The organism is Bacteriovorax sp. HI3 (genome assembly GCF_059738875.1).
In genome coordinates this window covers 97286-112767 of sequence record NZ_AP026946.1, presented here as the reverse complement: position 1 = coordinate 112767, position 15482 = coordinate 97286, and the positions used below count along the sequence as shown (strand labels likewise).

The following is a 15482-nucleotide window of genomic DNA, read 5'->3' as shown; positions in this document are numbered from 1 at the left end:
ATAATGACTAACAAAAGATCAGCGGGATTCGCTCATCCTTTTTTCTTTTTCATTTTTGAATTTAATCCACAGGTCTTCAGCAAACTGATCCGGGGCCCACAACAGCATCCCTTTCATGTTGACCTCATCGAGATTTTTGATTTCAACACCATTTTGGTAAAGCTTAATTCCACGGGCGGAGCAAAGTACACTTCCTGCGGCAATATCCCAAATATTTTTTGGACTTAAGCTTAAAACGAAATCACAGGCTCCACTGGCAAGCAAGGCCAGTTTGAAAGCGATACTTCCACGCGGGGTGATTTCGATTTTAGGATCAATATCGAGCAGAAAATTAAAATAACCTTTCTCAAATTCTGAGCGCGATACCATTCCCAGGATTTTTTGCTGAGATTTATTTGATGAAGGAACAAAAGGGATGCTGCTATCGAGACTAAAACCACTAAATGGATTGTAAATCCAGGCGTAGTTCTCGGGATGAGAGATCTCCGGTGTCTTCATTAATGCCAACGACACCGCACACTCAGGTCTTCCCTTAATTAACTCCCTCGTTCCATCAATTGGATCGAGAATAGCGCAGGGAAAAGTAAGATCTTCGTATTCTTCTTCGCTAAAAAATGAATAACTTTTATAAACAGAATGATTCAGAATTTTTTCTTTAATGAGATTTGAAACAAACAAATCGATTTCAGTGACAGCACTGTTATCGCTTTTTAAATTCACGTCGAGAGTTTTAATTGCATTTGGGCCAAACAAAAAACTCATTTTTTTTGTCAACTCAAGAATAACTTCAGTCTGAGCGTTTTTCATAATATTCCACCGTGCGCAATGAAAATTTCTTACAATTTTTAATCTAATTTAGTTGACTTGATTATTTTATCAACAAAATGGACAAAGTTATCCACATTTTTACATATTCGATGGGGATTTCAGCACATTTTAGTCCATTTTCCTATTTCATTATTTTAAATAGTTAGGAGCGATATTCACATGCATTTTTCACTTGCCATTCTATAGGGGTAGTTTTGCCACTGAAACACCGTAGTTATTCACAATAAGTCAAAAAATTGTCACTCGGGTATTATTTCGAGAGAGGTTTTGTAAGAATGCTAATTCTTAGTGTAAAGCACACCATAAGCACTAAATTGCTTTATGTAACGCTAATAATTCATAAACCAAATCTGGTTTAAGTCTTAATTGTTCTCTGCTGTCGAGAGAACTTCAACATCCCCGCCACCTTCAGCAACAGCGACAGCAAAAATCTCTCTATCGTACTCGTTAGAGCTCATTAGATTTGTGAGAAGTTTCATGTGTCCGGAAGCTGGGTCGACAAAGATAAAAGGAGAGGTTTCGAGTTCAGAGCGGTTCAGGTTGTGAGAGCGGAGAAAGTTTTCGTAAATCCCTTTAGTCAGTCCTGATCTAAACATACGACTCCATGGTAAGCAATCACTTCATTGTTCTTGCTTGTATATAAGTGTAGCACATTTTTGAAAAAGCAAAACAGTTAGCTGAACTCTTAACTAAAACGTAAAAATGTTTCAATTAGCTATTGAATATCCTAATAAACAGCTTCACTCTTCCTTCAAAGTGGGAATCGAGCAAACAAATCAAGATGTAAACCACGTAAATCATGTTGCGTTTAGAGCGCAGACGAGCAATTGACTGGAAGATAAGCTCTAATGGAAGAAGACTTAAAAAGGCCAGCGCCCACATCGTCCCAAAACCACTTACCAACGAGTTATCCCAGATAATCGAGAACCCTATGAAAATGAGATAGGAAAGAATGACTATGTTGAGGCTGTGTTTTTCCATCTGAAAATCTTTCATGATGGCCGGTTTTTTAAAGTAAGTGCGAAAGACGGCGATCACAATCCCAAAGATTCCCAGGACGAAAAATCCTTTGCGGTCGATCTCTCTGCCTGCATTGGTAATAAAAGAGAAGTCCAGCGAGTGCAGTGGCTGCAGCAGATCCGAATGCGAGAACAAGTGAAGCAGAGTTAAGATAATTCCAAACAAGGCGTATCTTAGAAGCTGGCGTTTATACCAGCTAGTCCTGTCTTTTAAGAAAAAGAAATAAAGAAGGCCGATTTGAAAGAACACCAGGACGGCGTAACTTTGATTGATCAGCGCTCCCCAATAACTCACTAGTCCCAAGAAAAGTCCCGCGCGGTAAGTGGAGCTTTTAGTTACCCATAAAAGAGTCCAAATCCAGATGAGTGAATAGGTCGTTAAAAACGAAAACTCAATGTTGTGAGTGAGTGTTTTACTAAATGACCACGACGACACAAGGGCAAACACGCCAAGAAGCGAAAGCCTGCGTGAAACGAAAAAGCGCAAGAAAGCATAAAAGACGAGCAAGAAGAGCCCAAGGCCCACGATATAAAAGTGCAAGCTCCATGCTAAGCGGAAAAGCCCCGGATACGTTTTAAACGGGTAGTAGTTGACGATCATGAAGTTCCAGAACGGATTTCCAATCTTTTCTAACGGATCAAAATAGAGTTTTAACAGATCAACGTTGGCCTGTGGTGGAAGTTCTGGCACAGAAAAAACAAACATAAGTAAAATGAGGGCCACGAGTGTTTTTTCAAAACGATCGAGGAATTTAAATTCACCAAAGTTTGAAGAAACTGACTCCTGAATAATCTTTCCACGCGTGGGCCAGGAGTAAAAGAGCCCGAGCACCGCCCAGGTTATCCAATAACTGTTATATACCCACTTAGAACCCAAGAAACTAACCAGGTTAAAAAGCAGGATAAAAAAGAACATTCCTAGAAATAAACGGTACACAACCCTATCGATTGAGGAATTCACTCGGAAATAAATTTTAAGTCTATGATCGATTTCTTTTCCGAGTAAAAACCACTGGCTTACAATGAAAAGAATGTAGAGACTCATAAGAAAGGCGAGTGCCAGAGGTTTTAACTCAAGTCCTTTTTGTACATAAACGGGGATTAATAGAAAGGAAAAATAGCTAACTATTCGAAAAGTGAAGAACTTCCACTTTAATTTAAAAATGTTTGAACCATTTGCTAAAGTATTTTCCATAATAACCGATTAATTGAGTAAGAAGTTCATCCCATACTGGACTTCGAAAATATCCTAGAATAAGAGACCGGGCCCCATCCCGGTCTTTTTTATTTTAGGGCATCCCGAAGAAAATTCACAGGAATTAATACTGTATCCCCTCAGTCGGTTTTCACGACTAAAACATACTAGAGCAAAACCTGCCTCATTCTGATTTGGTCCTATCAAATATGTTATTCTTACTCGTAGCGACCTCGAAAGAATCAGGAGGATTTTTTGGGTATTTCGTTTGGATCCATCGGAACTGGACTTCCTAAGGATATTGTTAAGCAGATCATCGCTGCTGAGCAAGTTCCTGTTCAGAACATGGAAAAGCAAAAAAGCAAAATCCAGGACAAAAAAGGTCTTGTTGATCAGTTGGTAAAGCTGGTTGAAGACGTGCGCGGAAACCTTGCTTTAAATGCCAACGCCCGATCTCTTCGCGAATTCAAAGTTGATACAAATACAGACATTATTGGAGTGAGCACGGATAAAACCAGAGCTCTTCCAGGTTCATACCAGATAGAAGTTGTTTCTCTTGCTCAAAAATCATCGGCGATGTCGACTGGTTTTGAAGACAAAGATGAAAGTTATGTTGGTGTAGGGTTTATTCAGTACACGCTTCCCAATGGTGAAACCAAGGATATTTATGTTGATTCAGACAACTCTTCTTTAACGAAGATTGCAAAGCTAATCAACAAAGACAGCAATCTCGGAGTTACCGCTAACGTCATCAATGACGGATCGGGATCAGACACTCCCTGGAGACTTATTTTAAGCTTAAATAAAACCGGCGATGATGCCGCTGTGGATTTCCCTTACTTCTATTTCGTTGACGGGGATGAAGACTTTCAGTTGGAGTTCCAACGAGAGGCCCACGATGCAAAAATTAAGCTTGATGGTTTTGAAATCGAAGCTCCTGAAAACAGAGTTGCCGATTTAATTCCTGGAGTGACTCTCGACTTAAAAAAAGCAAAACCAGGTGAAGAATTCACACTGAAAGTTTCCGAAGATATCCAGGCCGTAGGGGCCAAAGTTAGTGATCTCGTGGCTAAATTAAATGGAGTTTTAAGCTTCATTAAGCAGCAAAACACGATGGATGAGAAGACTGATACATCCAGAACACTCGGTGGGGATATCATGCTTCAATCACTTGAAGGTCGTATCCACAGTGCGGTCTTTAAAGATGTTCTAACAGACAAAGGATACATGAGAGCTGGAGACATCGGGTTAAGTTTTACCCGCGAAGGTCTTCTGCAATTCGATGATAAAAAATTTGAAGCCAAGCTAACTGAAGACTACAACACTGTCGCTCAGGTTCTAACTGGAACTTTCACTCCCGAAGGAGGAAAAAGTGAAGGTTTTATGGATAACCTAAACGGTATGGTGAACACAGCTCTTCGTATGCCAGACGGGCTCGTGCAAAGTAGAAAGAAAACGCTTCAAAGCAACATCGAACAAATCGATAGAAGAATTTCTCAGAAGCAAAAGTTTATTGAAGAAAAAGAAAAAAATTTAAAAGATAAGTTTTCACGTCTCGAAGGAACGATCTCTCGCATTAAAGGACAAGGTGCAGGAGTTGCTTCGCTTGGTGGTGGCGCTGATCCCGTTCAACAATTAGGTTAATTAGGAATTTAGGAGGAAATATATGAGTTATGGTTATGGAGCTTATAAAAAGACAGCGGTAAGCACAGCGAGCAAAGAACAAATTCTCCTGATGCTGTACCAAGCAGCAATTAAAAACTGTAAAAAAGCAATCGAGGCTATTGAAGCAAAACAAATCGCCAAAAAAGGTGAGTATATTGGAAAGCTTCAAGACATCGTCATCGAACTTAACAACAGCTTAGATTTTGAAGTAGGTGGAGATATCGCTAAAGAGCTTTCTTCTCTTTATGACTACATCCTATTTTCAAGCTCACAGGCCAACATGAAAATTGATGCTGAACCTCTACACGGATGCTTAAACGTTCTTAACACTCTTTACGAAGGATGGAGTGAAGCTATTAAGAGTTTAAAGGCCGCTCCAGGTGGAACAACTGAAGAAGTTAAGAAGTAATTAGCGAGGATAAAATATGATCAATGCACTATTTGAAAACATTCAACAACACCTTTCCATGCTCGATTTGGCCCTTTCAAGCTCGCAAAGAATTGCCAGCATGGCCAGAACAGAAGATTTAGATGGAGTGGTAAGTGAAACTGACAATCGCGAAAGATTGGTCAACATTATCGCGAAACTCCAGCATTCAATTGAAGAGCAAATCAATCAACTAAATGCATCTGAAGTTAGCGGTGATGATATCGGTATCCTGAAGTCATGGTTTCAAGATCTTAGCATTTGGTCTGAGAGAATGATTGAACTTGATAAAGAAACTGTTGAGATTTTAAGTCAACAAAAAGAAAACACCACAAAAGAAATCGCCCACATTTTCAAAAACAAAGAAATGTTCAAAGGCTACAATCACTCTTCAAAAAAGTAATTTTCACTCGCAAGCCTGGATCTTCCCACATTGACAAAGGTCCAGGCCCATGAGGTAATAGAGGCACAGATCTAATGATTAGATCTGCTATTAATTTTGACCTTTTTGAACCTTCAGGATGAGGAACAGGGGTACCATGAATCACCTACCAATTATTTCTTCTTACGAGATTAAAACATCAAGAACTGAACAGAAAGTTCCTGTGGTTAATGGAGTTCATCTTCATTCAATCTATAATCCATTCAAGGAAGCAGAGAACTTAATCAACAGCAATCTTGAATCACTAAAAAATAAAAACGAAGTGCTTATCCTTGGTTTGGGATTTGGTTACCACGTCAATTACGCCATTGAAAAACTAACAGAGTTTCACGGCAACAATTTTAAAATCATCGTTATTGAACCTAATCATCAGGTTCACCAGGATTGTCTGGACTTTGATCTTTTAAATAAGAAAAATGTCCTGGTTTATTCAGGCTTCACGGCAAATGAACTTTACCGCGATCTGGATTTAATCCACTTTCTTCTAAGAAAACCCGCGATGCTTGCGCACCCGGCTTCTTTTAATCTTTATCAAATGTATTTTAAAACCTTCCTGACTTTCGAAGCTCCAACTCAACTGGAAGAGATTCAAAAGTTCACAGAAGTAAGAGAAGTCAAAAGCTACCTTAAGCTTTTTGCCGGCGACTCTACTTTTGAAGAAGCGCTTTATAATGAACTGCCAAAAAAAGAGCAGTTCAATTCAATGGACTTTCTAGCTATGGCCTTGGTGGAAATGACAAAAGGCAGCCGCGAGACAACGGGAGACGCTTAAGATGAAAAAGATTTTAATTATTAATCTTAGAAGACTCGGCGATGTGTTCTCAACATCTCACTTGATCAATTCTTTAACGGCTAACAGCGGAAACCAAGTTTCTTTACTTACATACAAAGAAAGCTCAAAGGCCGCAGAAAACCTTAAAAATGTTTCAAGCCTTTTTGAAATTGACCGCAAAGAACTCATTACTCTTAAGACAAATAAACTTTTCTCTGATGGGTTTGCATTTGAGCAGCTCTTTAACCAATTGAGTGCTATCAAGTCTCAGGAATGGGATCAGATTATCAACTACTCTAACGATGTCGTTGGGGCATACCTGTGCTCGTACTTAAAGGATTCCACAAAACAAGTTATTGGCGTTCATTACAACGCTCAACGAAATGTTGTGACTCAAAACGACTGGGAACTGTTATTTAATGACGTTCTCCCTGTAGTTAAATACGCTCCTGTTCACTTTGTTGACTGCTACCATAAAATGGCCGGCACAAACCTGGTTAAAGACGGATCAAAAATCACGACCAACCCAAAATACAATGAATCGGCCTACAACAATATCAGTGCTGTTAAGAAAGCAAGTGAAGCCGGAGACAACGCTAAAGTTATTGGTATCCAGCTCAAAACAGCTGATGCTTCTAAAGATATTCCAGAGCAAACCTTGCATGAGCTTATTTCACTCATCAGACAAAACTCTGAACTTATACCATTCGTTTTAATTGCTCCAACAAATGACGAAAGAAAAATGGCGGCAAGCTTTAATGAAGCTCACAATGGTGAGCTTGTAGTCGTTGAAGCTGATTTATTAGCAGTGACTTCTGTATTAATGAATGTTGATCTTCTGATTACTCCAGATACAGCTGTAAAACATATTGCAGACCTGACAAATACCCCAGTTCTGGAAATCTCATTGGGACATGCTCCCTTCCTGAAGCAAGGAAGTTACTCTGAAAACGCTCTGATTTTAACAGACGTTATTTCAACGAGAGAATTTACTAAGAACAATGCTCCACAAAGAACTAATATCTCTGCTCATGACATCATGGCTTCAGTTCTTTACTCGCTGACAAAATCAAAAACAATTAAGCCACGCCTGTCTCCTGGTGTGACTCTATACCAATCATCATTTGATCAAATGGGAATCCGCTACTCGCCGATTGCCGGAACAATTGATACTCAGATTGAAATCCACAGATTGATGTCGAGACAATTAATCAACACGATGTTTGAACAAAACCCGGACAACAACATCTACCGCGATGTCTGTAACCTGGACCTTAACATGGCCACAGAGTGGACTAACCATGAAAAAGGAATCGTCACAAACGTAATGAAAGATATTCTGGGAACACTACGATCTCTTCTTCAATGTGCAGAAAACCGCAAGAGTTCACGCGATTTCGTTATGAATCTGGGGAAACTTATCACGCACCTTGAGAGCGAATCCCTGGTGCAAATCCCGGTTTCAATGTTTAAGAGCAAGATTGAATCCATCAACGTCAAAACGTTTGAAGAAAACGCCAAAGAAGTTGAAGTCCTGCTTTATGAATTAAAGTCAGATATGCAAAAAATTCTTCAATGTCTAAAAGAGCTTGAGATCCAAATCAATGCAAGCAAGATGGAAGACATGATAACGAGAAATTTAGAGTCTACAAAGACTGTAGGCTAAGACATTCTCTTAACAACCAGGATTGGTTATGAATTTACTTCAGGATGATCTACATAGAGAATTCAACCGCATAAAACTTATGCTGGAAAATGGACAGCCTTTAACAGACGAAGATCTAAAGATTATTCTTCTGGCAGAGCTTAATGAGGAGGATCTTCATGAAAGCAAGCAATAAGGAAGCAAGCGCTCCGGTAGCAAGACCAACAATCGCTATTATGCAAATGACTCGTCTGGGAGACCTTATCCAGACAGCTCAAGCGATTGAAACCCTAAAAGTAACTCACCCACATTACCGAGTGGTTTTAATTGCAAGATCTCAGTTTGCAAAGCCATTGGGCTTTCTTCTGAATAATTACTTTGATCATATCTATACTTTAGATACGACTTCAATGTTTCAAGACAGTGAGACAGTGGGACTTTCAAAACCATTAAATGGGCTTAATGCCTTTTTAAATGAAGTGAAGTCTGAAAAGATTGATGTTTTAGTAAACTTATCTTTTTCAAAGTCTTCATCTCATCTGGCCTCTCTAATCCCGGCCGTTCATAAAGTTGGTTCATACCACGACCATAACAACAAAGTGGTGATGAACGACAAGTGGTCACAAATGCTTTATTCGACAGTGATGAGAGGGGCGCTTAATCCTTATTCACTGGTAGACCTATTTAAAAATATCATTGGTATCAAGGCCCACGAGCCAGCTCGCTCACCAAAAGCGAATGCTCCACGTGCCAATATCATCGTTGTTCACCCTTTTGCTTCAAGCGAAAGAAAGGCCTGGAAAGCAGAGAAATGGGTTGAAGTGATTTATAAAACGCTTAAAGAAAATGATAAGCAGACAGTGACAATTGTCGGGGCAAAGAATGAAATCTTAAAGGCCCAGGTTATTACAGAGAGCCCACTTCTTAAGCAGTTTTCTTCAAGACTTCTAAACGTAACTGGGAAGACTTCACTGGAAGAGCTTTCTCAAGTTGTTGCCAGTGCGAAACTTTTTGTTGGTCACGATTCGATGGTTGGACACCTGGCGGCCATTCATAATACGCCGTCATTGACGATTTCTCTTGGAAACGTTCGTCCACACGAAACGACTCCATACCAGGCCAATGCCTACAACATTGCCCCGAGAACGAAATGTTTTCCTTGTTTTCCAAGTGATGACTGTGCTTACACTCAATGCCATCACGATATTCCTTATCAACTGGTAAGCAATATCATTAAGCAACTGACAAGCGGTGCTCCGATTGATGCTGAATGGATGAAATCATCAAACTCAAGCTTTCATTTAAGTTCAGTGAACTTCTACCGCTCTCGTTTCCAGAATGGATATTTCACACTGGATAACCTGATCGATACACAGCTGGACATCAACGATATCTTCAGGACACTTTATAAAGTTACCTGGTCGTTTGTTCTCTCTGATGTGGAAGACAGCCATCCATTTCCAAAACTTTCTCCATCCACTCACCGCGATCTTCTGGATGCCATGACTGGCCTTCAGCACTTGTTTGAACTCTCTGAGTTCGGACAAAAGTATTCGCGCTATATCCTTGAAGAAATTTCCTCAGCAACTCCAAGCATTTCTAAAATTAAGGAATACTCTAAAAAGATTGATGAGATTGACCACCTTCAGAGGATGGTTCAAAAAACTTCTCCTTACCTGGCGCCAATCATTGATTACTTCACCGTAAGAAAAGGTAATCTTTTTGGTGAAAACGTGGTTAAACTAACTGAGAGTTCGTATTACTGTTTTGAAGAAAATGCACATCTCTCAAGCGTGATGTACGAACTAGTTCAAAACACAATTGCTGAATATAAGATTATTGGCAGTAAAACAAAGACCCGCTCGGATCTAAACAAGTAGGAAGCTTATGACGTCTTTAAACAAAGAAACGAAACAAACATCGCTGGACCTTGCCTTTGAATCAATTGATTCATGTTTTGGATACGTAGACTACATTACTGCACAAATTCAAAAACTAATCGCTCAATACAACCAAGGTGAAATCGACACGGCCCACCAGTCATTTGTTGAAGTCATCGAGCTTATGGATCTTTATATCCAGCTGGTCTCGCGCGTATACCGCGTTTTAAGAACAGACCTGGAGCAAATGAACTTCAAAGATGAAAGCATCCAGAAACTTGAAATCCACCTTCTCTCAGTCATGAAGGCCCTTCTTCAGGCGAAAGAAAAAAATGACACGATCATGCTTTGTGACTTGCTAGAGTATGAACTGGTCGATAACCTTACTCAGTGGAAGATCAAAGTTTTACCAGAATTAAAGAAATTAAAAAATTACTAAGCTCGGGCAACCTCGAGCTTAGCTCTCTTGAATTCAAATCAAAACCTATCCGCTTCACTCGCAGCAGCTTTGAAAAAAAAGTGCTGAACTCTATTAAGTCTGGCAAGGCCCACGACTTAGAAAGAAAATACCTACACAAAGAAGAGCTTAGAAAGCTGCTTTTTTCTATTAGTGAAGTCAAAGAACTTCCAGCAGAAATCCTGCGTCTTCCGTCGCTGTCTTCCTTTGAATCCTGCCACGTGCTTGTTCATGAAAAAGGAAAACCAGTAGGACAAAATTATTACGCTTATCACGGAGAAAATCAGGAAACCAAGCTGATTGCCGTTCAGAATTTTAACTCGCTTTTTAACCTGGTTAAAAAAAGTAAAAACAAAATTTTTAATCAATCGCTGAGTTTAAAAGATGACTTATCTGTCGTTGGAAATTTCCTGGCGCGCGAAATTGATTTAAAAAACTACTCTGTTATTTACCTCATTTCCCGCAACTCTTTTCTGCCTCCAAGCACGGAAGAGCAAGATGAATTCCAGGCCCTTTCGGCCTTTTTGCACCCACTTCTTCTAAAGATTTTGGATAAAGAAAAAAACGATTTAAAAAAAGAAGTCCTAAGGAAATCATTAGAAAATTTCCCGGAGAAAATCGCCGTCAAAAAAAATAACCATACTGTTTTTACAAATAAAACAGACGAAACGGCTTATGAGAATTCTAACCTGATGATCTTCCCGATTGAAGGCGAAGAACCAATGAGTATGGAGCTCTCAAATATCAGTAAAGACCAAATCTCTACTGAGCTCTACCACTCTCAGCGCGTTTCTCTTTTGGGAGAGCTACTCAATACACTTCAGCACGAACTTTCCAATCCGCTTTTTGGTCTCAATCTCACAAGTTCTATTTTAGAAAGTGAAGCCACCAACCCGGAAACAGAAAGTGTCTTGAATGAAATCTCGCAAAATGCGAACCGCTCACAAACTATCATCAAAAACTTCTCCAACCTTTACAACGATCAGCAGGAATTCAAAAAAGTGAACCTGTATCGTTTTATGGAAGAGGTTATTACGCTGACAAAGAGTGAAACCAAAGAAATCGCTAAATCAATTCAATGTATTGGTTTTGAACAAAACCTTGAGATCATCACTAACCCGACGATTCTGACGCAAATCATCTTTAACCTGATTATCAATGCGGCCCAGGCAATTAAAGAACACAATAGTGACTACCGCAAAAATAATATCACCATCAAACTGGTTAAGACCGAAGGAAACCTGGAGATTTCTGTGATTGACGATGGGCCAGGTGTCAAAGCTGAGCACATTTCGACGATTTTCCAGCCGTTTTTTACTACCAAAGATTCCGGAACCGGACTGGGGCTTTCCATCTGCCAAAACCTGGCCCATCAGCTGGGAACTAAAATCGAATTTAAAAACAATTCCCCTTTATTAGGTGCAACTTTCTCGATAAACTTACCTGGTTAGCCCAAGGAGTTATATCTTGAAGAGAATTCTACTCATCGAAGATGAGCCACTGATTCAAAAATCGCTGAAAAAGCTTTTAGAAAAACGTGGTGCTGAAGTTACTGTGGAAAGCCGCGGTCGCGATGCGATCGGACTGATTCTCAATCAGCAATTCGACAGAATTATCTGTGATCTTATGCTTCAGGACATCTCTGGCTTCGACGTCATCGAAGAGGCCAAGGGCCGCTACACAATGTCTGAAATCAGCAAACTTTTCATTATCATTACCGCCTACAGTTCTCCGCACGTGATTGAGAAAGCCACTCAGTACGGGTGCATGCTTTTATCAAAGCCATTTGAGAACATTGATGAGGCCCTCAATATTTTCATGTCTTCGGGAGGCACTAGTGGCCCAAGTTAAAAATATCACTATCGTACTAAAACCTAAGGTCACTTCTGAATTTGAAAGTATTCTTCCCAACCTGGCCTCATGGCTGCATAGAAGAAAAAAAACTGTTTTCTTTCTTTCAAAAGAAAAAGAGCGCCTGACAAAACTTTTTAAAGGCGATCTAAAAAACCTAAATTTCGTTGAAGAAAAAAACCTACACGACAATACTGACTTGATCATCACTATGGGTGGTGACGGAACTCTTATTGGTGTCAGCAGAAACGTGAAAAAATCATCTCCTCCGATTTTCGGGGTGAATATGGGACACCTTGGTTTCATTACTGAATTTTCTAAGGTTGAGTTCTTTGACCAGCTTGAAGAAACCCTTCGTGGTAACTATAAGCTGACGACACTTTCACTGTATCAAGTTGAAGTGTTCAAAAAGGGCAAAGTGATTTTCAAAGGAAACTTTTTAAATGACCTGGTTATCAACAACAACCAGATTTCAAGAATGCTGACTCTTTCTGTTGAATCAGAAGGCGAGCATATTTATAACCTTTCTGGGGATGGTTTAATTATCAGCTCACCGATTGGTTCAACGGCTTACTCACTGGCCGCAGGCGGGCCGATCATTAACCCTAAAGTTAATGCTATCACCATGACTCCAATCTGTGCTCATAGCTTGACTCACAGACCGCTGGTTATCCCGGATAACACAAGTGTCACAATCAAAGCTGCCAAGCCGGATGAAATGATTAAACTCACACTTGATGGCCAGCAAGCTTTTGTCATCAGCTCTCAGGAAACAGTCCGCGTGACCAAGAAGAAATCGCTGAATGTCCGCCTGATTAAAAATACCGACCGCACATACTTTAGAACACTCAAAGAGAAATTCACACACGGGATGAGGGATACTAAATGAAAACAAATGAAACACTTTATTTGAAATCATTAAACTTACAAAACTTCGCTACTTTCGAAAATCAGGAAATCCAGTTTGATATTAAATTCAACGCCATCGTAGGTGAGACTGGTTCCGGGAAAAGCTTAATCTTAGATGCTCTTCAAATCATCTTTGGCGCTCGCGCTGACAAGAAACTCATCAGAAAAAATGCTGAGTTTGCTACAATTGAGGCAGTGTTTTCGACTAACGATCAGACAATTAAAACGTATTTCCACGATATCGGTCACCCATTTGATGGAAACGAAATCGTAGTGAAAAGAATTATCTTCGCTAACGAAAGCTCAAAGTCATACCTTAACTTCCAATCTTGTTCGGCGTCTCTTCTAAGCTCATTTGCTAAACGTTTTGTGGATTTAGTAGGTCAATTTGAAAACCAGAAGCTTCTAAGTGAAGACTATCAGCTGGTTCTTCTTGATTCATACGCTGGTCTTGAAGGCGATATTAAAGATTATCAAAACCTATTTTCACAATTAAGCGCATTCAAAAAAGACTTCAACGACCTGATCCAGGAGAAGAATCTTAGAGCGCAAAGAGAAGACTACGTTCGCTTCCAACTTGAAGAATTAGAGAGATTAACTCCAAGTCTTGAAGATGAAGCTGAGCTATTAAAGAAAAAAGACCTGATCTTAAACGTAGAGAAAAGACAACAAGTTCTTGGGTCTCTAGCAAGTGCCATTTCTGAAGACGAAATTAACTTACTGGACCTTTTAAAAACTTGTTTAAGTAAAGCTGACAAAAGTGGTGGAATCGTTTCAGAAGAAATCACTGCAAAACTTTACGAAGTTAAGGCGCTTTTAGAAGACGTTTCATACGATCTCTCTAAAGACCTAAACGCGACTCCTGATGATGAGAACATCGAAGAGATCATGGACCGCCTTGATACTTATCAAAAACTAAAAAGAAAATTTGGTGGATCAACTGAAGAAATGATTAAGGCCTTTGCAGAATTTCGCGCTGAACTTGATTCATTCTTCCAGGTTGATGACAAGATCGCTCTTATCTCTAAGAAGATCAGCGACCTTGAAAACCGTTGCCAGACTTTTGCTGAAGAACTTCACAATATCAGAAAGGCGAGAGCTGAGGCCCTTTCTCAGGAGCTGACAACGAAAGTTCGCGACCTGAAAATGAATGGAGCAACTTTAAAAATCAACGTTAATAAAAATGAAACTCTAGGCCCTAAAGGATTCTCTAAAATCGACTTTATCGCTGAAACAAACCCAGGTGAAGGCTTCTTTAAAGTTAAAGAAATTGCTTCTGGTGGAGAGCTTTCAAGAATCCTTCTTGCGGTAAGACAGATCCTTTCAAGCAACGATACAATTTCTGTCTTCCTATTTGATGAAATTGATACTGGTATCGGCGGTGAAACGGCCATCTCAATTGGAAAGTCACTTCAGTCAGTCGCTGAATACTCTCAGGTTCTGGCGATCACTCACCTTCCACAAATTGCTAGTTTTGCTACTCAAATCATCAATGTATCTAAAACGACAAAAGTGATCGAAGACCAGCCAAGAACTGTTTCGATTATCGAACTGGCGATGGGCGCTCAAAGAGAGAGCTTCATCCGCGCCATGAATCCTGAAATCTAAAAAATTGATTTAAAACTTATGTCTCCATCTTCGATGGAGATATAGGTTTTTGTATGTTGAGCGTAGCCGTTATTGATGTATTCAAATCCCGACGGTGATACGTAGTGGTCTTTCACGTGGCTATGGCCTAAAACAATCACATCAAATGTGCGCTTCTTGCGAAAAACTTCCACTGACAATCTGAAATTATCTTTTACAGGTGCCAGGTCTGCATCTGTTGAATAACGTTTATTATTTCTCTTGCGCGATTTTTCGGCCGAGTACTCTCCGATTCCTTTAATTAAAAAATGCGGCATTAGATAATTGGCGTAATAGCGCAGAGGAGGCGATGTCACCACGGCCTTAAAGAGTTTATAGCTTGGGTTATTAAGCTCGATATCATCCCCGTGAGCAAGGTAAATCTTTTTCCCGCCATTCATAAATTCAAAAAATGGGGCCATGGAAAAAAGAGCAGGGTCGAGGTCTGCATGGACCATAAAAAATTTTCTATAAAGAAGCTTAATATGAAAATCGTGATTCCCTTCCACATAACAAATATGCGTTCCATTTTTCATCAGCTTTTTGATTTCATCGAAATAGGCCTGGTAACGGACAAAGTACTGCGTAAGAGGCCCAATCATCAGGTCAAAAATATCACCTAATAAAAAGACAACATCACTTGATTGAACGTCTGGATTTCTTAAAAATGTCAAAAGCAGATCTTCGGCCTGGTCTCCGGCCCTTTTAATGTGAACATCTGATATGGCAGAAAATTTCATAAGCCATTATCGAATGTTTTACGACT

The 15482-nt window shown here is 39.8% G+C and carries 16 protein-coding genes; 12 read left to right on the top strand and 4 right to left on the bottom strand.

Going from position 1 to position 15482, the window contains the following annotated elements:
• Positions 1-18: 18 nt before the first annotated feature.
• The 3 genes from AC6JA8_RS00550 to AC6JA8_RS00540 form a co-directional block, all read right to left on the bottom strand.
• A complete protein-coding gene (locus tag AC6JA8_RS00550; RefSeq protein WP_497975295.1) occupies positions 19-807 on the bottom strand; it encodes an inositol monophosphatase family protein in 789 nt (262 codons plus the stop codon).
• A 383-nt stretch (positions 808-1190) separates the two neighbouring features.
• Complete coding sequence (locus AC6JA8_RS00545) at positions 1191-1424, bottom strand: hypothetical protein (protein WP_102241911.1); 234 nt, start codon at positions 1422-1424, stop codon at positions 1191-1193.
• Positions 1425-1539: 115 nt separating this feature from the next.
• Positions 1540-2784 (bottom strand): hypothetical protein, encoded by a 1245-nt coding sequence (locus AC6JA8_RS00540; protein WP_497975294.1) that lies wholly within the window; start codon positions 2782-2784, stop codon positions 1540-1542.
• A gap of 513 nt (positions 2785-3297) precedes the next feature.
• Here AC6JA8_RS00540 and fliD point away from each other — a divergent pair.
• From fliD to AC6JA8_RS00480, 12 genes are all read left to right on the top strand, one after another.
• A complete protein-coding gene (gene fliD, locus AC6JA8_RS00535) occupies positions 3298-4686 on the top strand; it encodes a flagellar filament capping protein FliD (RefSeq protein ID WP_497975293.1) in 1389 nt (462 codons plus the stop codon).
• A 22-nt stretch (positions 4687-4708) separates the two neighbouring features.
• Positions 4709-5116 (top strand): flagellar export chaperone FliS, encoded by a 408-nt coding sequence (gene fliS / locus AC6JA8_RS00530; protein WP_102241908.1) that lies wholly within the window; start codon positions 4709-4711, stop codon positions 5114-5116.
• Positions 5117-5132: 16 nt separating this feature from the next.
• On the top strand, positions 5133-5537 hold the full coding sequence (locus tag AC6JA8_RS00525; RefSeq protein ID WP_497975292.1) for a hypothetical protein: 405 nt from the start codon (positions 5133-5135) through the stop codon (positions 5535-5537).
• Between the two features lie 136 nt (positions 5538-5673).
• Entirely contained in the window at positions 5674-6348 is a 675-nt protein-coding gene (locus AC6JA8_RS00520; RefSeq protein WP_497975291.1) for a hypothetical protein, read from the top strand.
• Between the two features lies 1 nt (position 6349).
• Positions 6350-8014: a glycosyltransferase family 9 protein gene (locus AC6JA8_RS00515; protein WP_497975290.1), complete on the top strand. Its 1665-nt coding sequence runs from the start codon at positions 6350-6352 to the stop codon at positions 8012-8014.
• A 28-nt stretch (positions 8015-8042) separates the two neighbouring features.
• A complete protein-coding gene (locus tag AC6JA8_RS00510; RefSeq protein ID WP_158649508.1) occupies positions 8043-8189 on the top strand; it encodes a hypothetical protein in 147 nt (48 codons plus the stop codon).
• Positions 8173-9873 (top strand): glycosyltransferase family 9 protein, encoded by a 1701-nt coding sequence (locus AC6JA8_RS00505; RefSeq protein ID WP_497975289.1) that lies wholly within the window; start codon positions 8173-8175, stop codon positions 9871-9873. The genes AC6JA8_RS00510 and AC6JA8_RS00505 overlap by 17 nt, the downstream gene beginning before the upstream one ends.
• Positions 9874-9880: 7 nt before the next feature.
• A complete protein-coding gene (locus AC6JA8_RS00500) occupies positions 9881-10312 on the top strand; it encodes a DUF8042 domain-containing protein (RefSeq protein ID WP_497975288.1) in 432 nt (143 codons plus the stop codon).
• Positions 10264-11781 carry a sensor histidine kinase gene (locus tag AC6JA8_RS00495; protein WP_497975287.1) on the top strand — a complete coding sequence of 506 codons (1518 nt, stop codon included), beginning with the start codon at positions 10264-10266 and terminating at the stop codon, positions 11779-11781. Before AC6JA8_RS00500 ends, AC6JA8_RS00495 begins: the two co-directional genes overlap by 49 nt.
• A 16-nt stretch (positions 11782-11797) precedes the next feature.
• On the top strand, positions 11798-12181 hold the full coding sequence (locus AC6JA8_RS00490; protein WP_497975286.1) for a response regulator: 384 nt from the start codon (positions 11798-11800) through the stop codon (positions 12179-12181).
• Positions 12168-13070, top strand: a complete 903-nt coding sequence (locus AC6JA8_RS00485; RefSeq protein ID WP_497975285.1) for an NAD(+)/NADH kinase — start codon at positions 12168-12170, stop codon at positions 13068-13070. Before AC6JA8_RS00490 ends, AC6JA8_RS00485 begins: the two co-directional genes overlap by 14 nt.
• Positions 13067-14698 carry a DNA repair protein RecN gene (locus AC6JA8_RS00480; protein ID WP_497975284.1) on the top strand — a complete coding sequence of 544 codons (1632 nt, stop codon included), beginning with the start codon at positions 13067-13069 and terminating at the stop codon, positions 14696-14698. Before AC6JA8_RS00485 ends, AC6JA8_RS00480 begins: the two co-directional genes overlap by 4 nt.
• Here AC6JA8_RS00480 and AC6JA8_RS00475 read toward each other — a convergent pair.
• Positions 14695-15456, bottom strand: coding sequence for a UDP-2,3-diacylglucosamine diphosphatase (locus AC6JA8_RS00475; protein ID WP_497975283.1), 762 nt, complete (start codon positions 15454-15456; stop codon positions 14695-14697). The two genes, AC6JA8_RS00480 and AC6JA8_RS00475, sit on opposite strands and share 4 nt — an antisense overlap.
• Between the last annotated feature and the right edge of the window lie 26 nt (positions 15457-15482).